Annotated in this window: 17 protein-coding genes; 2 read left to right on the forward strand and 15 right to left on the reverse strand. The window is 59.0% G+C overall.

Going from position 1 to position 20,057, the window contains the following annotated elements; translation table 11 throughout:
• Positions 1 to 33: 33 nt before the first annotated feature.
• From AC07S6_RS10835 to AC07S6_RS10905, 15 genes are all read right to left on the reverse strand, one after another.
• Positions 34 to 1,065: a DUF5924 family protein gene (locus tag AC07S6_RS10835; protein WP_181125154.1), complete on the reverse strand. Its 1,032-nt coding sequence runs from the start codon at positions 1,063 to 1,065 to the stop codon at positions 34 to 36.
• A 68-nt stretch (positions 1,066 to 1,133) separates the two neighbouring features.
• Positions 1,134 to 2,516 (reverse strand): M16 family metallopeptidase, encoded by a 1,383-nt coding sequence (locus AC07S6_RS10840; RefSeq protein ID WP_495112283.1) that lies wholly within the window; start codon positions 2,514 to 2,516, stop codon positions 1,134 to 1,136.
• 58 nt (positions 2,517 to 2,574) lie between these two features.
• A complete protein-coding gene (locus AC07S6_RS10845; RefSeq protein WP_003187402.1) occupies positions 2,575 to 4,233 on the reverse strand; it encodes a Na/Pi cotransporter family protein in 1,659 nt (552 codons plus the stop codon).
• A 272-nt stretch (positions 4,234 to 4,505) separates the two neighbouring features.
• Positions 4,506 to 5,273 (reverse strand): TerC family protein, encoded by a 768-nt coding sequence (locus AC07S6_RS10850; RefSeq protein WP_014716354.1) that lies wholly within the window; start codon positions 5,271 to 5,273, stop codon positions 4,506 to 4,508.
• 67 nt (positions 5,274 to 5,340) lie between these two features.
• Complete coding sequence (locus AC07S6_RS10855) at positions 5,341 to 6,648, reverse strand: CitMHS family transporter (protein WP_003187405.1); 1,308 nt, start codon at positions 6,646 to 6,648, stop codon at positions 5,341 to 5,343.
• Between the two features lie 379 nt (positions 6,649 to 7,027).
• Complete coding sequence (locus tag AC07S6_RS10860; RefSeq protein ID WP_019816933.1) at positions 7,028 to 8,989, reverse strand: DUF7844 domain-containing protein; 1,962 nt, start codon at positions 8,987 to 8,989, stop codon at positions 7,028 to 7,030.
• Entirely contained in the window at positions 8,986 to 9,306 is a 321-nt protein-coding gene (locus tag AC07S6_RS10865; RefSeq protein WP_003187408.1) for a DUF2388 domain-containing protein, read from the reverse strand. Before AC07S6_RS10865 ends, AC07S6_RS10860 begins: the two co-directional genes overlap by 4 nt.
• 39 nt (positions 9,307 to 9,345) lie before the next feature.
• Positions 9,346 to 9,654: a DUF2388 domain-containing protein gene (locus AC07S6_RS10870; RefSeq protein WP_197880769.1), complete on the reverse strand. Its 309-nt coding sequence runs from the start codon at positions 9,652 to 9,654 to the stop codon at positions 9,346 to 9,348.
• Positions 9,655 to 9,760: 106 nt separating this feature from the next.
• The gene (locus AC07S6_RS10875) at positions 9,761 to 10,081 is read right to left on the reverse strand and encodes a DUF2388 domain-containing protein (protein ID WP_034136006.1); all 321 of its coding nucleotides are present in this window, start codon (positions 10,079 to 10,081) and stop codon (positions 9,761 to 9,763) included.
• Positions 10,082 to 10,411: 330 nt separating this feature from the next.
• A complete protein-coding gene (locus AC07S6_RS10880; protein ID WP_003187413.1) occupies positions 10,412 to 10,627 on the reverse strand; it encodes a DUF1127 domain-containing protein in 216 nt (71 codons plus the stop codon).
• A gap of 318 nt (positions 10,628 to 10,945) precedes the next feature.
• A complete protein-coding gene (gene scpC / locus AC07S6_RS10885; protein WP_003187414.1) occupies positions 10,946 to 12,439 on the reverse strand; it encodes a succinyl-CoA:acetate CoA-transferase ScpC in 1,494 nt (497 codons plus the stop codon).
• Between the two features lie 236 nt (positions 12,440 to 12,675).
• Complete coding sequence (locus AC07S6_RS10890; protein ID WP_014716357.1) at positions 12,676 to 14,112, reverse strand: NAD(P)(+) transhydrogenase (Re/Si-specific) subunit beta; 1,437 nt, start codon at positions 14,110 to 14,112, stop codon at positions 12,676 to 12,678.
• The gene (locus AC07S6_RS10895; protein WP_003187417.1) at positions 14,112 to 14,432 is read right to left on the reverse strand and encodes an NAD(P) transhydrogenase subunit alpha part 2; all 321 of its coding nucleotides are present in this window, start codon (positions 14,430 to 14,432) and stop codon (positions 14,112 to 14,114) included. Before AC07S6_RS10895 ends, AC07S6_RS10890 begins: the two co-directional genes overlap by 1 nt.
• A gap of 15 nt (positions 14,433 to 14,447) precedes the next feature.
• Entirely contained in the window at positions 14,448 to 15,569 is a 1,122-nt protein-coding gene (locus tag AC07S6_RS10900; protein WP_197880768.1) for a Re/Si-specific NAD(P)(+) transhydrogenase subunit alpha, read from the reverse strand.
• 452 nt (positions 15,570 to 16,021) lie between these two features.
• Positions 16,022 to 16,921, reverse strand: a complete 900-nt coding sequence (locus tag AC07S6_RS10905; RefSeq protein WP_200649301.1) for a LysR family transcriptional regulator — start codon at positions 16,919 to 16,921, stop codon at positions 16,022 to 16,024.
• A 157-nt stretch (positions 16,922 to 17,078) separates the two neighbouring features.
• On the opposite strand from AC07S6_RS10905, the gene AC07S6_RS10910 reads away from it, so the two are divergent.
• Together AC07S6_RS10910 and AC07S6_RS10915 are read left to right on the forward strand one after the other, a co-directional pair.
• Positions 17,079 to 18,260 carry an acyl-CoA dehydrogenase gene (locus AC07S6_RS10910; RefSeq protein WP_003187423.1) on the forward strand — a complete coding sequence of 394 codons (1,182 nt, stop codon included), beginning with the start codon at positions 17,079 to 17,081 and terminating at the stop codon, positions 18,258 to 18,260.
• A gap of 13 nt (positions 18,261 to 18,273) precedes the next feature.
• Positions 18,274 to 19,494: a CaiB/BaiF CoA transferase family protein gene (locus tag AC07S6_RS10915; protein ID WP_197880766.1), complete on the forward strand. Its 1,221-nt coding sequence runs from the start codon at positions 18,274 to 18,276 to the stop codon at positions 19,492 to 19,494.
• Positions 19,495 to 20,057: the final 563 nt, after the last annotated feature.

Below are 20,057 nucleotides of genomic sequence, written 5' to 3' on the forward strand. Positions count from 1 at the left end.
ATCCACAATTGCTACGTAATAGCACGATCCGGCTTACTTTGGGTTGTCCACTTGTGCTGTGTCTATCACCTTGAAGCGCAGAACGCCGATGACCTGGCCGTCTTCGGTGAGCACCTGCACCTGCCAGCGCCCCACGGCATCACCTGGGAAATTCTGCTTGTGGGTCCAGGCGCGATAGCCCTCCTTGCGCCCACCATGGATGTCCAGGGCAATGCGGTCGACTTCCTGGCCGTTGAATTTCCACACATGGTAGATCCGCTCATCCAGCCCGCGTGGTGCGTTGATGGCGGTGTACGCATACAGCCCACCGCTGCGCAATTGGGCGGCGGTGACTTGCTTGAGGTCGTCGCCCGGCGTGCGGTCTTGCAGTTGGGTGCTGATGGCGACTTCGGTCATCCACAGGGTGGCGGGCGGTACCCAGCTGCGCAGGAACCAGCCGGCGCAGCCGATGGCGGCCGTTACCCCCAGCAGCATTGCCCAGCCCTTGAGGCTGCGCAGTGGCAGGCTGACGGCCAGGCTCGGGATCGACAAGACCATGGCCACGCCCAACGCCAGTTTGTAACTCTGGGCGGTGGTCAGGTGCATGATGATCGGCAGCGCGGTCAGCAACGCGGCGAATAGGGTCAGGGTGTGCAGGGCCAGGAACAGCGAGCGTTTGGGCGCCAGCCATTTGTAATACAGCGGGTCGATGATCGACACCAGCGCCGCTGCGCCGAGCAGGCCAGTGAACAACGATTGGCCGCTGTTCCAGGCGGTGGTGACGAAAAAGAAGGGCAGGACGAAAAACAGACTTTCCTGGTGAATCATCTGGGTGGCGTAGCGCAGCAGCGGTTCAGGGATCTCGCGATTGAAGACCTTGGTGAACAGTTGCGTAAAGCTGTTCTCCAGCATCAGCCACAACCAGCTCACCAGCATGATCACCGCGATCCAGCTGGCCATGCCCTGCTGGCGGTCTACCAGGATGAAGCTGCCCACCCCCGAGATGAAACCGCCGAGTGCAATCACCCCTGGGTAGCGCTTGATCAGTTCTATAACGCGCTGGATGAGGGGCGGCAAGTTCGGCATGGGCGGTTCACTGGTTGTGGGAAAAATCTCAGACAGAATAACGCCTTGGCCCGATATTCTGTGCCTCATTACTCAACAGGTTTGCGATAAAGCCTCAGGCCGATCAAACCAAGGATGATCAGGCCCAGTACGCCCGCACCGATCCAGGTCAAGGCGTCATAACTCAACAGCGGTTTTTCGATGCGCCAGTAGCCCGGCTGTTGGAACGCTTCGCGCATGGCCTGGTTGGTTTGCGCCAGGCTCACGGCCTTGATGCGCTTGACCGGGTCGCTGAAACGTCCATTGGAGTAGTCGCCGGCCGCACTCCAGTAATAGTCGGCCAGTGCGCTGTTGCCTTGCACTGCCCACGCTTGGCGGGCAATGGCGGCTTGTTGCAGGCGTGTGAATACCGTTGGGTCGAGGCCATCCTTGAGCAACTGGGCCTTGAGGTCTTGCAAGACCTGCTCGGCTTCAGGGAGGTTTTCTCGCTCAAGGTCGGCATTCAGGCTGAGGAACCCAACGCCGCCGAGCACTTCGCGTTCCACCCATGGGCCGTAGGACAAACCGTGCTTGAGGCGCAGTTGCCGGTACAGCGCCCAGTCGAGGTAGTCCTTGAGCAGGTTGTAGGTTTCATCGTGCTGGTCGTCCAGCACAGGCTCTGGGAACAGCCAGTGCAGCTTGGCGCCATCGCCCACCCAGCCGCGGATCAGGTCGCGGTGGCTGGCGGCGGTATGCTGGATTTCCGGGAGGGGGCGATGTTCGCTCGGCTCCACTGGGTCGAGTTGACCATAGGTGCGTTCCAGGTAGGCGGGCAGCAGTTTGTCGAGATCGCCGACGACGATCAGGGTCATGTTGTTCGGCGCGTACCATTCTTTGCGCAGCTTCTCCAACGAGTCGCGGGTGAGGTGGCTGACCTCGGCGCGTTCGGCGCACTTGAGGCCCAACTCCACGGCCAATTGGTTACTGGCGCTGTGACCGAGGTCCTGGCGATCCAGCAGGCGTTGCAAGTGTGAGTAATGGCCGCCGTCTTCGCGCTCCACCACCTGTTTGGCGGCGTTGATATGAGCGTCGGTCAGTTGCGTGCGCGTGAGGATTGCCAGCAGCAGGTCCAGTACTTTGCGTTGGTTCTGCGCGGGCGCCTCGATCACGAAGGTAGTGTCGGCGTTGCTAGTGTAGGCGTTCCACTCGCCGCCCAGGGCTTGCATGCGGTCTTCGAGGTCGCCTTCGCCGCCGCCGTCGATACCGCTGAACAGCAAGTGCTCGAACAAGTGCGGCAGTTCTTTTTCTTCGCAACCGAAGTCGTCCAGGCCCACCCCAACCACCAGGCGAATAGCCACGTGCCCACGCTCGGTGCCCGGTTTGAGCAGCAGTTGCAGGCCGTTGGGCAAGGTGTAGCCCTCGACTTGCAGGCGGTCAAAGGCAAAGGTGTGTACCGAGCCCAAGAGCAGGCAGGCGAGTAACAGGCGACGCATAACAAGCTTCCTGGCGAATGAGGTCCATTGTTAACTGACTTCGCTCGCGGGCGTACGTTCAGGGCGAATGGGTGATGTCGGCAATACTTTCTGCAGAGAGCGCGCCGGTGTCGGACGTTTCCAACACTACATAAGCACTGCTGCAAAACAACGAGTTCAAGCGTTTCATGTCGGCAATCAGTTCCAGATGCAGGGAGCTGGTTTCCAGGCTCTGCACGATCTTGCGCTGCAGGCGGCTGACATGGGCGTGGGCCAGGCGGCGTTCCTGGGCGCGGAAGCGGCGCTTTTCTCGCAGTAATTGACGGGCGCTTTCCGGGTCGCCGCTGAGAAACACCGACAGGCCCAGGCGCAGGTTGGCGATCAACTGGCTGTGCAGGCCGCTGAGTTCCTCCAGGCCCACTTCGGAAAATTGCCGGCGCTGCGAGGTCTTCTGTTGCTGGACCTTACGCAGCATGCGTTCGATCAGGTCACCCGCCAATTTCAAGTTGATCGACAGCTCAATGATCTCAGCCCAGCGGCGGTTGTCCTGTTCACTCAGGTCTTCACGGGGCATTTGCGCCAGGTAGAGTTTGATCGCGCTGTAGAGCGCTTCGACGTCATCGCTCAGGCTGCGCATTTCTTGGGTAACGGCGGTTTGATTGCCGCGCAGCACTTCCTGCATCGAAGTAAGCATATTGTCGATCAAGTCACCCAGGCGCAGGGTTTCGCGGGCAGCGTTCGCCAGGGCCAGGCTTGGGGTATTCAATGAGGCCAGGTCCAGATGGCGTGGCTTGGCCTTGCCATTGGTTTCGGGGCGTTCCGGCAGCAGCCATTCGCACAGGCGTGCCATGGGCCCGATGGTGGGCAACAGGATCAGGCAACGGCTGACGTTGTAGAGCAGGTGGAAGGTGATGACCATGCCCTGAACGCTGTAGTCCAGGCCGTCCATCCAGCCCACGAGCGGGTCAAGCACCGGAATGATCAGCAACAGACCGATCAATTTGTACAACAGGCTGCCCAGGGCCACTTGGCGACCGGCAGTGTTTTGCATGCTGGTGCTGAGAAAGGCCAGTACACCGCTGCCGATGTTGGCGCCGATCACCAGGCCGATGGCCACGTGCAAGCCGATCACGCCGGCACCGGCCAGGGTGGCAGTGAGCAATACCGCAGCGAGGCTGGAGTAGGAAATCATGGCGAACAGCGCGCCGACCAGGGCGTCCAGCAAGATATCGCCGGTCAGCGAAGCGAAGATGACTTTGACGCCCTGGGCATGGGTAATGGGCCCGGCGGCTTCGACGATCAATTGCAGCGCGAGGATGATCAGGCCCAGGCCGATCCCGACCCGGCCTAACTGTCCTGCCCGCGTCTGCTTGCGCGACAGGAAGAAAATCACCCCGAGGAAGATCAGCAGCGGCGACAGCCAGGACAAATCGAACGTCAGCACCCTCGCCATCAAGGCCGTACCGACGTCGGCGCCAAGCATGGTGGCCAAGGCCGGCGTGAGGCTCATCAGCCCTTGGCCGACAAACGAAGTCACCAGCATCGCGGTGGCGTTACTGCTTTGCACCATGGCCGTCACCAGGATACCGGCGACAAATGCCAGCCAGCGCTTGGACATGTTCTGCCCGATGACTTGGCGCAAATTGGAACCGTAGACCCGCAGGATGCCGGTTCGGACGATATGCGTGCCCCAGATAAGCAGGGTCACGGCGGAAAGCAGATTGAGCAAGGTCAGCATGCTCGGCCCCCCGTGTGGGTGCGCTCCAGCAGGAGCGAAGGAAAGTTACCGCGTGCCGCTCTACGTCTTGTACCTAAGCTGTAGTTGGCGAATGGGCTCTGCGCCAGCATCGCATAGCTAAACTTGGGATTGAAACAAAACTGTCATGAAGATCGTTCCCCACGCTCGGCGTGGGAACGCATTCTGTGACGCTCTGCGTCACTTTGCGGACGCGGAGCGTCCGAGAGGGCATTCCCACGCGGAGCGTGGGAACGATCACTCGCGGGTCAAATTTACTGACCCGGAATGTCCTTGCGCAGTTTCACTGGGTCCTGCTGTTTCTTCTTTTTCGCGATGGCGGTACGCATCTTGATGTTCACCGCTTCCACCGCTAGCGAGAACGCCATGGCGAAGTAGACGTAGCCTTTTGGCACGTGTACGTCGAAGGATTCAGCGATCAGCACGGTACCCACGACCAGCAGGAACGACAGCGCCAGCATTTTCAGCGACGGGTGCTTGTCGATGAACTCGCTGATAGTGCCGGCAGCCAGCATCATCACCAATACCGCAACGACGATGGCGGCAACCATCACCGGCACGTGGGAAACCATGCCGACGGCGGTAATCACCGAGTCCAGGGAGAACACGATGTCGATGATGGCGATCTGGATAATGGTGTAGATGAACTTGCCACCGGCGCCTTTGGGCTCGTCGTGGGTTTCATCTTCACCTTCCAGCGCGTGGTACATCTCCTGGGAGCTTTTCCACAGCAGGAACAGGCCACCGAAGAACAGGATCAGGTCACGACCGGAGATGCCCTGGCCAAACACCACGAACAGGTCGGCGGTCAGTTGCATGACCCAGGTGATCGACAGCAGCAACAGGATGCGCGTGACCATGGCCAACGCCAGGCCGAAGATCCGGGTGCGCGCCTGCATATGCTTGGGCATGCGGCTGACCAGGATCGAAATCATGATGATGTTATCGATGCCCAGGACGATCTCGAGAGCCGTCAGGGTGAAGAAGGCAATCCAGATTTCCGGATTGGTCAGCCATTCCATGTGTATTCCTTTGAGCAAGTGTTAACCGCGCAAGCTGTAGCGCCGCGCGGTGAGTGAGTCGGTACGATTATAGAGTGCTGAACAGCGGAAAAATCCCCATCAGCAGTGCGGCGAACATTATGCACAGGCACACCAGCACTGCCCACTTGAGCGTGAAGCGCTGGTGATCGCCGAATTCGATACCCGCCAGGGCAACCAGCAAGTACGTCGAGGGTACCAGTGGGCTGAGCAAATGCACGGGTTGCCCGACGATCGACGCCCGCGCCATTTCCACCGCGGTGATGCCGTAATGGCTGGCAGCTTCGGCCAGTACCGGTAGTACGCCGTAGTAGAACGCATCGTTGGACATGAAGAAGGTGAACGGCATGCTCACCAGCGCGGTGATCACCGCCAGGTAAGGGCCCATGGCTTCGGGGATGACCGCCAACAGGCTCTTGGACATGGCGTCGACCATGCCGGTGCCCGACAGGATGCCTGTGAAAATACCGGCGGCGAAGATCAAGCCCACCACCGCCAATACGCTACCGGCGTGAGCCGCGACGCGGTCTTTCTGCTGCTGCAGGCACGGGTAGTTGACGATCATGGCGATACTGAACGCCACCATGAACAGCACCGGCAGCGGCAACAGGCCGGCAATCAGGGTGCACATCAACGCCAGGGTCAGGGCGCCGTTGAACCAGATCAATTTCGGCCGGCGGGCGTCGGGGAATTGCGACACGCTGATTTCGCTGTGGTCGATCTCGTCGCCCTGCAGGTGCAGTTCACCCAGGCGCGCACGTTCGCGCTTGCCGTACATGTAGGCAATCACCAGGATCGCCACCACACCGGCGGCCATGGCCGGGATCATCGGTACGAAGATGTCCGACGGGTCTACATGCAGCGCACTGGCGGCGCGCGCCGTCGGGCCGCCCCAGGGGGTCATGTTCATCACGCCACCGGCGAGAATGATCAGGCCGGCCATGATCCTTGGGCTCATGCCGATGCGCTGGTACAGCGGCAGCATGGCCGCGACGCAGATCATGTAGGTGGTGGCACCGTCACCGTCCAGGGACACCACCAGGGCCAGCACGGCGGTGCCGACCGACACCTTGAGCGGGTCGCCCTTGACCATCTTGAGGATCTTGCGCACGGCCGGGTCGAACAGGCCGGAGTCGATCATCAAGGCAAAATAAAGGATGGCGAACATCAGCATCACGCCGGTCGGCGCAAGCTTGGTGATGCCTTCGAGCATCATCGGGCCGATCTTCGGTGCGAAACCGCCGAACAGCGCGAACAGGATCGGCACGATGATCAAGGCGATCAGCGCGGACAGGCGCTTGGTCATGATCAGGAACATGAACGTGATGACCATGGCAAAGCCAAGGAAAGTCAGCATAGGAATACTCCAGGCGTAGCGCGGCTAGGGAATGGCGGACCGAGTGGCGGTCAGCGCAGAACGAAAGGCACGAGGCGTACGGGTGGAGTCGGAGCGAACAGGCGGGTACGAGCGGACATCGGGAATCACCATTGTTGTTGTTAACAGCCGGTCTGTTGCCGGCAGTGAGGGCGATCCTAGACGGGGAAGCTTTCAGCCAGCTTTCGCTGAGAAAACAGCTGATGAAGGGCAGGCATCATTCTTCAGGTTGGTGCAGAACAAAATGTGGGGGCTGGCTTGCCTGCGATGGCGGCGTATCAGCCAACATCTCTTATGGCTGTGACACCGCCATCGCAGGCAAGCCAGCTCCCACATTTGGATAGTGGTCGCTGCCAGAATATCAGGGTAGTTCCAGGCCGCCGGCGGCTTTGTGCAAGGCCCGCAAATGCTCACCCACCTGCTTGAGGTTGGCTTCACACGCGGCGATCTCGGCGGCGCGGGAAGGATCGAGCAGCGCCCTCACCTCCTTATCCAGCTCGCCGGTCAACGACTGCAACTGTTTCTGGCGTTCGGCGCTTTCTGATTCAAGGCGCTTGGCTTCCGAAGGTTGCGGCAGGCCATAACCCCCACTGTCCAGCAACTCGGCCGGGCGACTAAGGAAGCCGCTGTTGGCGAGAATTTGCTGCAGCGTGTTGTTGGCTTTCTCCATTCCGCCGTATTTCAGCTCGCGGGCATTGAGGTAGCGTTGTTTGACCTCATCCTGGGCGAGCATCAGTTGTTTGCGATAGCTGGCCTGCTCCAGCAGCAACAGCGCGGCGCTGGTGCGCAGGTCGGCCTGGCTGAACCATTGGCGACGCGCTTGCGCATCCAGGGACAACCAGTCTTCGACCTGGGTCTGCTTGATCGGCAGTTGCTTGCGCAGCACATCGAACATGGCCTGGTAGCGCTCGCGGAACGAGTCGAAGTGATACCCCAGCCGCAGTGCCTCGCGCTTGTCATTCAATACGCTGGTATCGGCCAGGCCGCGGGCGCTGAGCACTTCCAGCAAACCGTTGGGGGTGATGTTGTCCAGGCCGGTCAATTGCGGGTTGGCGCTGCCGCTGCGCAACAATTTCAGGCTTTCGACCGCACAGTTGTTGGAGATAAAGAAGTAGTTGCCGTCATAGCTCCAGTGCATCTGCGCCGCATGTTCGACGGTGTCGTTGATTTCCTGGCGGCTGAGCTTCAGCGGCACCGACGCCAGGCCACGCAGTTCGGTCTTGGTGTACTCATCGATGACCTGGGCCAGCGGCAGTACGAACAGCCGCGACGGGTATTTGCCCACCAGGCCATCCCAGCTCGACAGCTGGACATCCCCGACGAAGGCGCGGTAAGACAAGACCAGGTGCCGGTCCAGATCTAGCCGGCAATCCGGGCCACGCGGGCGGCCCGGCGCACAAATCACCAGGCGCAACATGCTATGGCCCCAACGGCTCACCAGGTTCTGGTTGGCTTCGGCCAGCAGATAGTCGATTTCATACACGCGCTCCGGATCGATCTGGCCCAGGGGCGTCTTGGCGAAATCGTTGCCCGCGTTCAGGAAGGCATAGGTACTGGCGCAGGTGTCCTGTTCAGGCGGGGCCCAGCCGAAGTGATCCTTGTAATAACGGAACAGCGCGGGGCGGCGACAGGCGTAGCTGGGGTCCAGGAGGAAATACTCCATGTTGACCGCCACGAACTCCAGCGGGCTGGTGGTTTCGTAGATGTCCGGGCTGCGCACCACCTGATGGTTGTGCTGCTCACGCTCTCCGCGCCGACCCACATATTGTGGCCAGCCGGCAAGATCCAACAGGCGTGGGTCGTCACTGAGGGTAAAGCGGCGGTCGTTCTGGCCACGGCACTGGTCGGGCAAGCCGATCAAACCGGTGATGTTGTTCTGACGGCTGCAGCGCTGGATCAGCGTGCGCTCGTCCTGGGACCACAGGCGCGCACGGTCATAGATGTGGGTCAGTTCATGCAGCACGGTGGCGAGCATTTCCCGGCGCACAGTACCGTGGGGGCGATTGGTTTTCTGGGTGGCGGCGCTGCCGTCAGTCAGGCTGGCGAGCAGGTTCTGGTTGAGGTCCAACTCGGACACCAGGGACGCCTGGCCGTAGGCGTTGTCAGGCATCTTGTCGGTCCAGCCGACATCAATACGTCGGTCCAATTGCTCGACAAAGCGCGGCGGCAAGGAGCGCAGCGCTTCATCCAGCAATGCCTGGCTGGCCTGCTGTTCGGCCGGGCTCAAGCCTTCGGTCTTGAGCCGCAGTTGCAGGCCGGCCTGGGCCGTACTCGCGCACAGCAGCACGGCCCCGGCCAGGAGCCAGGTTTTGAGGCGCCTCACAGAGCGAGGATAGCTTCTGCGAGGGTCTGGTCGCTGGCATCACGGGCTTCTGGCACGCGGGTGCGAAGGGTATCGAACGCGGCTTCCAGTTGGGCGCCACGGATCTCGCCATTGGTAGCGACGAAACTGGCGGCGTCATCGTGGGCTTCGCGCACGATCTTGGAGTCGCGGATGGAGGTGGTGGTGTCCGAGGTGAAATCAATGGTGCGCGCCGAGGCTCGCACGACGATGTTGCTGGTGGCCTTCAAGGTTTGCGCCTGGGCGACATCGGCCAAAAACAGCAGGCCGAGGGCGGCGACGATCAGCGGGCTACGCATGGGGTGACTCCAATGACAAAGATAGAAATACAATGATGATTATTGGACGAGAATTGCTTGCGCCAGTTCAAGGTCGCTTGCATGAAGTTTTGGCTGGGTGCGGCGCAGATAGTCCAGCGCGGACTCCAGGCGTGCGCCCCGCCATTGGCCGTCAGTGGCAATGAAAGCGGCAGCATCGTCCCGAGCGGCCAGGACCAACTTATTGTCGAACGGCGCAGAGGTCACTTTGCTGGTGGCATACACGCTGACAACAGTGCTCTGTGTGGACACATCCAACGCTGAAGCCAGGGGTGACCAGCAGGCGCAAAACAGTACAGGAACAATCAATAAACGGTATGAAAAAGCCATGGGACTCGACAACTGAAAGCGAGCGCCAAGGCTAGCGCAACCGCCGGGCGAGAGCCAGCGTCGAGCCATGCGGGAGCGGCGGACGCTCCCGTCTGGTTGCCGTGGGTCAGATAGCCAGGATGGCCTGTGCCAGCTGTGCATCGGTAGCGGTATTCAATTGCGGCGCTTGTTGACGGATCTGGGCCAGGGCGCTTTCCAGTTTCACGCCACGGATGGCGCCTTCGCTGGCGACAAAGCTGGCGGCGTCGTCACGGGCCGCTTGTACGACCTTGTTGTCGCGCAGGGATGAGGTGGCATCAGACGTGGCATCGGAGGTTGCCTTCAGAGCGCCGACGATCGAGTCGGTCGTCATGATCAGGCTGCTCGCGTTGGCATTGGCAGCCAGAGTCAGCACAGCGGCAGTGCACAGCAGGCGAAGACGGGACATGGGGTAACTCCTGTAGACGAATAATAAGGTGGCGCGAAACGGCCACAATGAAACGGACTGGGACTGTCGAGCATCAGACGCACGCTCTACAGGGTTCGCCACGTGGTGAACCGATATTAGGCGTGTGCAGGGCTATTCGGAAGCCTGTAATTAAACTGTACCTGTCATATTTTATAAATTTAAAACTGTATCTGTGGGCTTGAATCGAGCCAATCCAATGCGCTATCGCAGATACAACAAAGCCCGCCTCCGGTTACCCGGGGCGGGCTTTGCTTTGACAAATCAGGGTGCTGGCAGTGGACCCGTCAGGTCAGGGCCAGCGGGCGCCACTTAGCGCCAGAACGGCTTGCTCAGCTCTTCGTAGCGTTGAGCTTCGCTGATACCGGCGTCAGCCAGCAGACGCGAATCCAGGCGAGCCAACTGGTGGCGGCTGGAGATGCGGCGCTGCCACAACATCAGGTTGGCGAGAACGCGCAAAGGCAGGGAAGCCTGGGTGTTTACAGCTTTTTCTTCGAAGAACAGTTCGGAACTGAGTGTACGTTCCATGATGACATCCTTCCGCTTGTGGCGGGATTAGGTAGTGGTTTAACTGATGCCAATGATCCTCCTCCGAGGCAAGACTCTCTAGATACAGTTCACCTGTATTGTGAGAGGCCAGTTAACTGTTTAGCGAGGCTGTACGGTACGAAATTGGGGCAACTGTACCTGTGCGCACTTAAAAGGTGCGAAATCGGCATTTTTGAGTTGGTGTGTGGGATATTTCGGTAGGAAATGACCAGTACAGCAGTACAGTTTTTTCCATAAGTGCGGGTGGGTTCACCGAGCTGATGAAACTGTCTTTGCATCAGCCCGGATCTGTATTCATCAAGCCTTGAGCATGTGCCCGGTTTCTTCCAGGTTAATGTGCCAACTAAGTGCTTCGCGCAAGATGTGCGGCGTATGCCCACCGATGGCGCAGGCGGCATCGAAGTAAGTGTTGAGGGCATCGCGGTAGGCTGGGTGCACGCAGTTATCGATGATCACCCGAGCGCGCTCCCGTGGCGCCAGGCCCCGCAGGTCGGCAAGGCCTACTTCGGTGACGAGAATGTCCACGTCATGCTCGGTGTGGTCCACATGGCTGACCATCGGTACCACGCTGGAAATTGCGCCGCCCTTGGCAATGGACTTGGTGACGAAGATCGCCAGGTGCGCATTGCGGGCGAAATCCCCGGAGCCGCCGATGCCGTTCATCATCCGCGTGCCGCAGACGTGGGTGGAGTTGACGTTGCCGTAGATATCGAACTCCAGCGCGGTATTGATACCGATGATGCCCAGGCGCCGTACCACTTCAGGGTGGTTGGAAATTTCCTGCGGGCGCAGCACCAATTTGTCCTTGTAGTGCTCCAGGTTGCCGAACACATCGGCATTGCGTCGCTCCGACAAGGTAATTGAACTGCCGGAGGCAAAGCTCAGCTTGCCGGCGTCGATCAGGTCGAAGGTCGAATCCTGCAACACTTCCGAGTACATGGTCAGGTCTTCGAACGGCGACTCGATCAATCCGCACATCACCGCGTTGGCAATATTACCGATGCCGGCTTGCAGCGGGCCGAGCTTGTTGGTCATGCGCCCGGCATCGACTTCTTGCTTGAGGAAGTTGATCAGGTGATTGGCGATGCCTTGGGTGTCGCTGTCAGGCGGCGTTACCGTGGAGGCGGAGTCCGCCTGGTTGGTGATGACGATGGCGACGATTTTCTCGGGCGGGATCGGAATCGCGGTGCTGCCGATACGGTCGTCGACTTTCACCAGCGGGATCGGCGTGCGCGTCGGCCGGTAGGTCGGGATGTAGATGTCGTGCAGCCCTTCCAGGTTCGGATTGTGCGCCAGGTTGATCTCGACGATCACCTGTTTGGCGAAAATCGCGAAGCTGGCCGAGTTGCCTACGGAGGTAGTGGGCACGATATGGCCCTGCTCAGTGATCGCGACGGCTTCGATCACGGCGATGTCGGGCAATTTGAGCTGATTGTTGCGCAGTTGCTCGACGGTTTCCGACAGGTGCTGGTCGATAAACATCACCTCGCCGGCATTGATCGCCTTGCGCAGAGTGCTGTCGACTTGAAAGGGCATGCGTCGTGACAGTACGCCGGCTTCGGTCAACTGCTTGTCCAGGTCATTGCCCAGGCTGGCGCCGGTCATCAGCGTGATTTTGAGTGGCGAAGTCTTGGCGCGTTCGGCCAGGGCGTGGGGGACGGCCTTGGCTTCACCGGCACGGGTGAAGCCGCTCATGCCGACGGTCATGCCGTCCTCGATCAGTGCAGCGGCGTCTGCCGCGCTCATGACCTTGTTCAACAACGAAGGCAAGCGGATACGATCACGGTACATGAATTGTTATCTCTGGCTACGGAAAGCAAGGTGGGCAGTGTAGTGATTTCAAAAAGTTTCGGCCCGCTACCATGGTCGAATGCCAGGTCGCGATTTAGAGCCTTTGGTCGGGTTTCATGTGTGTGCAAAGCGGGACGCAGAGCATCCCTGGATGCGTTCCCACGCGGAGCGGGGGAACCATAAAAAAACCCCAGCCTACGTGAGGCCAGGGTTTCGGGTATTGCGCTGGCGCAGTGTTATTCGACGGCTTTGACCATGTCTTCGATGACCTTCTTGGCATCACCGAACACCATCATGGTCTTGTCCAGGTAGAACAACTCGTTATCCAGGCCGGCGTAGCCGCTGGCCATCGAGCGCTTGTTGACGATGATGGTCTTGGCCTTGAACGCCTCGAGAATCGGCATGCCGGCGATGGGTGAGTTCGGGTCGTTCTTGGCGGCCGGGTTGACCACGTCGTTGGCGCCCAATACCAGCACCACGTCGGCCTGGCCGAACTCGGAGTTGATGTCTTCCATCTCGAACACCTGGTCGTAAGGCACTTCGGCCTCGGCCAGCAATACGTTCATGTGCCCCGGCATACGGCCCGCCACCGGGTGGATCGCGTACTTTACGGTGACGCCGTGGTGGGTCAGCTTCTCAGTCAGCTCCTTGAGCGCGTGTTGTGCCCGCGCGACCGCAAGGCCGTAGCCTGGGACGATAATCACGGTGTCGGCGTTGGTCAGCAGGAAGGTGGCGTCATCAGCGGAGCCGGACTTCACCGGGCGTGCTTCTTTGGAGCCCGCCGCAGCGCCAGCATCCGGCGCGTTGCCGAAACCGCCCAACAGCACATTAAAGAAGGAGCGGTTCATCGCCTTGCACATGATGTACGACAGGATCGCGCCGCTGGAGCCCACCAGGGAACCGGCGATGATCAGCATCGAGTTGTTCAGCGAGAAACCGATGCCCGCCGCTGCCCAGCCGGAATAGCTATTGAGCATCGACACCACCACGGGCATGTCGGCGCCGCCAATCGGGATGATGATCAGCACACCCAGCACGAAGGCCAGGGCCAGCATCAGTGCAAATGCGCTGAGATTGCCGGTGAACATGAACGCCAGGCCCAGGCCCAGGGTTGCGAGACCGAGCACCAGGTTCAGTTTGTGTTGGCCGCCGAACTGTACCGGTGCGCCCTGGAACAGGCGGAACTTGTACTTGCCCGACAGCTTGCCGAATGCGATCACCGAGCCGGAGAAGGTGATTGCACCGATAGCGGCACCGAGGAACAGTTCCAGGCGGTTACCGGCCGGTATCGAATCGCCCAAGTGCTTGACGATGCCCAGGGACTGCGGCTCGACCACGGCGGCAATGGCGATGAACACCGCTGCCAGGCCGATCATGCTGTGCATGAAGGCGACCAGCTCGGGCATCTTGGTCATTTCAACACGCTTGGCCATGATCGAGCCGGCGGTACCGCCAACCAATAGGCCAACTATGACGTAGCCGATACCGGCAGTCGCCAGTTCAGCCCCCAGCTTATAGATGAGGCCGACGGTAGTGAGTACCGCCAGCGCCATGCCGAGCATGCCGAACAGGTTGCCGCGCCGCGAAGTGGTCGGGTGCGAGAGGCCTTTGAGGGCCTGGATGAAACAGATCGACGCGATCAGGTAGAGCGTCGTCACGAGGTTCATGCTCATTACTTGGGCGCCTCTTCTTTTACTTTTGGGGCTTTCTTCTTGAACATTTCAAGCATTCTGCGGGTGACCAGAAAGCCACCGAAAACATTCACCGCCGCCAAGGCCACGGCCAGTGTGCCCATAGTCTTGCCCAACGGGGTGACGGTCAGCGCGGCAGCCAGCATGGCGCCGACGATGACAATCGCGGAAATGGCGTTGGTCACGGCCATCAGCGGCGTGTGCAATGCGGGTGTTACGTTCCAGACCACGTGATAACCGACATAAATCGCCAGCACAAAGATGATCAGGTTGTAGATACCGGGGGAGATAAGCTCTTCCATCGTCTGAATCCCTGCTTAGGCGTTTTTGCGGATGACTTGGCCGTCGCGGCACATCAGGCACGCGGCGACGATGTCGTCTTCGAGGTTGATTTCAAACTGCCCTTCCTTGGTGAAGACCAGCTTCAGGAAGTCCAGCAGGTTGCGCGCATACAAGGCCGACGCATCGGCGGCGACAGCGCCCGCCAGGTTGGTCGGGCCGCAGATGATCACGCCGTTTTCCACCACGACCTGGTCGGCCACCGTCAGCGGGCAGTTGCCACCTTGGGCTGCAGCGAGGTCGATGACCACCGAGCCGGGTTTCATCTGCGCCACGGTATCGGCGCTGAGCAGGGTCGGCGCCTTGCGGCCCGGGATGAGGGCGGTGGTGATGACGATATCGGCCTGTTTGGCGCGTTCGTGCACGGCCAGGGCCTGGCGTTGCATCCAACTGCTGGGCATCGGGCGCGCATAGCCACCGACACCGACGGCGCATTCACGCTCTTCATCGGTTTCGTAGGGGACGTCGACAAACTTGGCGCCCAGAGATTCGATCTGCTCCTTGACCGCCGGGCGTACGTCGGACGCTTCGATCACCGCGCCCAGACGCTTGGCCGTGGCGATGGCTTGCAGGCCCGCCACACCGGCGCCGAGGATCAGTACGCGCGCGGCTTTTACAGTGCCGGCAGCAGTCATCAGCATCGGCATGAAACGCGGGTAGTGATGAGCGGCCAGCAACACGGCCTTGTAACCGGCGATGTTGGCTTGCGAAGACAGTACATCAAGGCTTTGAGCGCGTGACGTGCGCGGCGCGGCTTCCAGGGCGAAGGCGGTGATGCCGCGCTCGGCGAGCTTGGCGATGGTTTCGTTGCTGAACGGATTGAGCATGCCCACCAACACGGTGCCACTTTTGATCAGCGCAAGTTCGTTGTCGCTGGGGGCAACCACTTTGAGAATCAGCTCGGCGCCAAACGCGTCGTTGGCGCTGCCAATGGTGGCGCCTGCCGTTTCATAGGCACTGTCGACGATGCTGGCACTGATGCCTGCGCCGCTTTGTACAGTGACCTTATGGCCCTGGCCGATCAGCTTCTTGATGGTTTCCGGGGTGGCAGCCACCCGCGTTTCACCGGTCTGGGTTTCGAGAGGAACACCAATGTGCACGTCAAATCTCCTGCATGATCTTTTTGCTTTTGATCTTTTTGTAAAAAGGCCAGTGCACCGCGAGTGGCGCAACTGGGGCGGCCGATCAGCACGATCCCGCTGAAATGACAGCGGGGCGCGGCATTTTGCAGGCGAACTTTACGGCCATCAAGGGATTATGACGGGTGACGAAAAATTAACTACAAGTCACCCTGTGACTGATTGTCGCAACAGGCTGAAATAACCTCTTTAAATACAGGTCTTTAAAGGCGTTCAGGCGTTTTCGGTGCGTTTTTCCATTGCCAGTGTGAATAGTCGTGCATTGGCCGGTAAGAGTCGCTACGAGCCATGAAATACATGGCTTTTAGCCTTATTTTTGGCTGACAAGTACAGTCTGTTTAAATGCGACATATACGTACATCTGTAGGTTATTAATTTATTTGACTACAAAGTCAGTAATTGCGCTTTGTCCTTCATTTACTTGGGTTGTAGCGTCTTGACTGGTCGACCAGCCAGTCCCTGAATGCATGCAGAGAGGCGGATTCGACCTTTCTGTCAGGAATCATCAGGTAATAAGCCTTTTCGCTGGTCAGTGCTTCGGTGCTGGCGATTACCAATTGTTGCTCCTTCAGCTCCTGCTGGATGAGGAAAGGAGGGATCAGTGCGATGCCCATGTCATGCATGGCCGCTTGAGACAGCATCGAGAATAGCTCGTATCGAGGGCCTGTCATGTCGCGTGGGATGTTCAGCTGTTGGGCGTTGAACCATTGGCGCCAGGCATAGGGGCGCGTGGTCTGCTGCAGCAGCGGCAGCTCTGCGATCTGTTGAGGGGTGAAGTGCGTGCGGTCGCCGAGTAAGCGCGGGCTGCAGACCGGTACTGGGTTTTCGCCCATTAACCTGTGGGATTGCGTACCCGACCAATCGGCATCTCCGAAGTAGATCGCCGCATCGAACTCGGTATCGGCGAACAGGAAGGGGCGTGTGCGGTTCGTCAGGTTCACCGTGACTTCCGGGTGCTGATGTTGAAAGTCCTTCAGGCGGGGGATCAGCCACTGCGTGCCGAAGGTGGGCACCACCGCCAGTTCGATCACATTGGCGCCTTGCTGGCCCATTACCGACAAGGTGTCGCGCTCCACGGCGTCCAGCTGTGTTGCAACCCTGCGGCTATAAGACAGCCCCGCCTCCGTCAGCTTCACCCCACGGCGTGAGCGGCGAAACAGCTCGACACTCAAAAACTCCTCCAGGCTGGCGATCTGTCGGCAAATCGCGCCTTGGGTGATGGAAAGCTCCAAGGCTGCCTTGGTGAAGCTCTCGTGCCGGGCTGCTGCCTCAAAGCTGATGAGTGCGGTCGTACTGGGAATTTTTCGGCGCATGTACATTGCCCTCACAGATAAAGCGCATTTATGGGCTTTTTGAGTGTTACGAAGTGAGAAATTAGCACAAGCCTATGCAAAAACCTCGTTTGCCCTCTGCGCAGACCGCGCCTAGTCTGGATCCACGACTTCTGATTTTTTTTGCGAGGACTTATTCATGGCTGGCAAGGCAAGCTTCAACTGGATCGATCCACTGCTGCTGGATCAACAGCTCACCGAAGAAGAGCGCATGGTGCGTGACAGCGCCGAGCAATTTGCGCAGGACAAGCTGGCTCCTCGTGTGCTCGAAGCCTTCCGTCATGAAAAGACAGACCCCGCTATTTTCCGTGAGATGGGCGAAACCGGTTTGCTGGGGGCGATGATCCCTGAGCAGTACGGTGGAAGTGGCTTGAACTATGTCAGCTACGGTTTGATTGCTCGGGAGGTGGAGCGTGTCGACTCCGGCTATCGCTCGATGATGAGTGTGCAGTCTTCCCTGGTTATGGTACCGATCAATGAGTTTGGTACCGAGGCGCAAAAACAGAAGTACTTGCCCAAACTGGCCTCTGGTGAATGGATCGGTTGCTTTGGGCTGACCGAGCCCAACCATGGTTCCGATCCGGGTGCGATGATTACCCGTGCACGCAAAGTGGATGGCGGCTACAGCCTGACCGGCGCGAAGATGTGGATCACCAACAGTCCGATTGCGGATGTGTTTGTGGTGTGGGGCAAAGATGATGCCGGGGACATCCGTGGCTTTGTCCTGGAAAAAGGCTGGAAAGGTCTGAGCGCTCCGGCTATCCACGGCAAGGTGGGGCTGCGGGCCTCCATCACCGGTGAAATCGTCATGGATAACGTATTTGTGCCGGAAGAAAATATCTTCCCGGATGTACGTGGTTTGAAAGGGCCGTTTACCTGCCTCAACTCGGCACGGTACGGGATTTCCTGGGGGGCGCTGGGGGCTGCTGAGTTCTGCTGGCATACCGCACGCCAGTACACACTCGATCGCCAGCAGTTTGGTCGCCCGTTGGCTGCTACTCAACTGATCCAGAAGAAGCTGGCAGACATGCAGACCGAGATTACCTTGGCCCTGCAAGGTTGCCTGCGCCTGGGGCGGATGAAGGATGAGGGTACGGCGGCGGTGGAGATCACTTCGATCATGAAGCGTAACTCGTGTGGCAAGTCATTGGATATCGCGCGGATGGCCCGGGACATGCTGGGCGGCAACGGTATCTCCGACGAATTCGGAGTGGCGCGCCACTTGGTCAACCTGGAAGTGGTCAACACCTATGAAGGGACCCATGACGTGCATGCCTTGATCCTGGGGCGCGCGCAAACCGGTCTTCAAGCGTTCTATTAATAGGAGCATGGGCATGGGCGCTCTTTCGCATCTGCGAGTGCTGGATTTGTCGAGAGTACTCGCGGGCCCTTGGTCCGGGCAGATTCTTGCAGACCTTGGGGCCGAGGTGATCAAAGTCGAAAGGCCGGGCAGCGGCGATGACACGCGCGCTTGGGGCCCTCCCTTCCTTAAGGATGTGGATGGCGAGAACACCAGTGAGGCGGCGTACTACCTGTCGGCCAACCGTAATAAAGAGTCGGTGACCATCGACTTTACGCGACCGGAAGGGCAGAAGTTGGTACGCGACCTGGCTGCCAAGTCGGACATCCTGATCGAAAACTTCAAGGTGGGTGGCCTTGCGGCGTATGGGCTGGACTACGATTCCCTAAAAGAGGTTAACCCGGAGCTGATTTACTGCTCTATCACGGGGTTTGGCCAGACGGGCCCCTATGCGATGCGCGCTGGCTACGATTTCATGATCCAGGGTCTGGGCGGGCTCATGAGTCTGACCGGGCGGCCTGAAGGGGATGAAGGCGCCGGGCCGGTAAAGGTTGGCGTAGCCTTGACCGACATCTTGACCGGGCTTTATTCGACCGTCGCGATCCTGGCTGCGCTAGCTCATCGCGATCACGATGGTGGTGGGCAGCATATCGATATGGCGTTACTGGATGTGCAGGTGGCTTGCCTGGCGAATCAGGCGATGAATTACCTGACAACCGGGGCGCCGCCGAAGCGCCTAGGGAATGCTCACCCTAATATCGTGCCTTATCAGGATTTTCCTACGGCCGATGGAGATTTCATTCTCACCGTAGGCAATGACGGGCAGTTCCGTAAATTCGCTGAAGTCGCTGGGCAACCACAATGGGCGGATGACGCGCGTTTCGCCACCAATCGCGCACGGGTGGCTAATCGCGCGGAGCTGATTCCCTTGATTCGCCAGGCGACGGTCTTCAAGACGACCGCTGAGTGGGTATCGCAGCTGGAGCGAGTGGGCGTGCCGTGTGGGCCGATTAATGATCTGGCACAGGTGTTTTCTGATCCTCAGGTCATTGCGCGTGGCTTGGCGGTTGAGTTACCTCACGCATTGGCGGGGATGGTGCCTCAGGTTGCGAGCCCGATACGCTTATCCAAGACGCCTGTGGAGTACCGGAGTGCGCCTCCTCTATTGGGGGAGCATACGCTTGAGGTGCTGCAGGGGGTTCTGGGGCTGGGAGCTGCTCATGTGGCTGCGTTGAAGGAGGCGGGTGTTATTTGAGTTTTCCCTTCTATATAGAGGCGCAGTGGAGGAGTTGGTTGTTTTTTAACCGAAGCTAACTTATTGATAGAAAAGCAAAATTAAGAGTTGACGGCGAATTATAACTGTCTATAATTCGCCCCACTTCCGGCGCAGTCGAAACGGAAAACTCCTTGGTAAACAATGAGTTACGCAGTTCTCGACAGCAAGTTGCTTCAGTTCATCGAAGCCAAAAGGAAGTTGAAAAAGAGGTGTTGACAGCAGCGTGTAACGCTGTAGAATTCGCCTCCCGCTTACGAGAGATCGCAAGCGCAAGTGGTTGAAGTTGTTGAAGAAATCTTCGAAAACTTCTGAAAATAACCACTTGACAGCAAATGAGGCTGCTGTAGAATGCGCGCCTCGGTTGAGACGAAAGATCTTAACCAATCGCTCTTTAACAACTGAATCAAGCAATTCGTGTGGGTGCTTGTGGAGTCAGACTGATAGTCAACAAGATTATCAGCATCACAAGTTACTCCGCGAGAAATCAAAGATGTAACCAATGATTGCTGAGCCAAGTTTAGGGTTTCTTAAAAACCCAAAGA

It is taken from the genome of Pseudomonas sp. GW821-FHT07B01 (assembly GCF_059419065.1).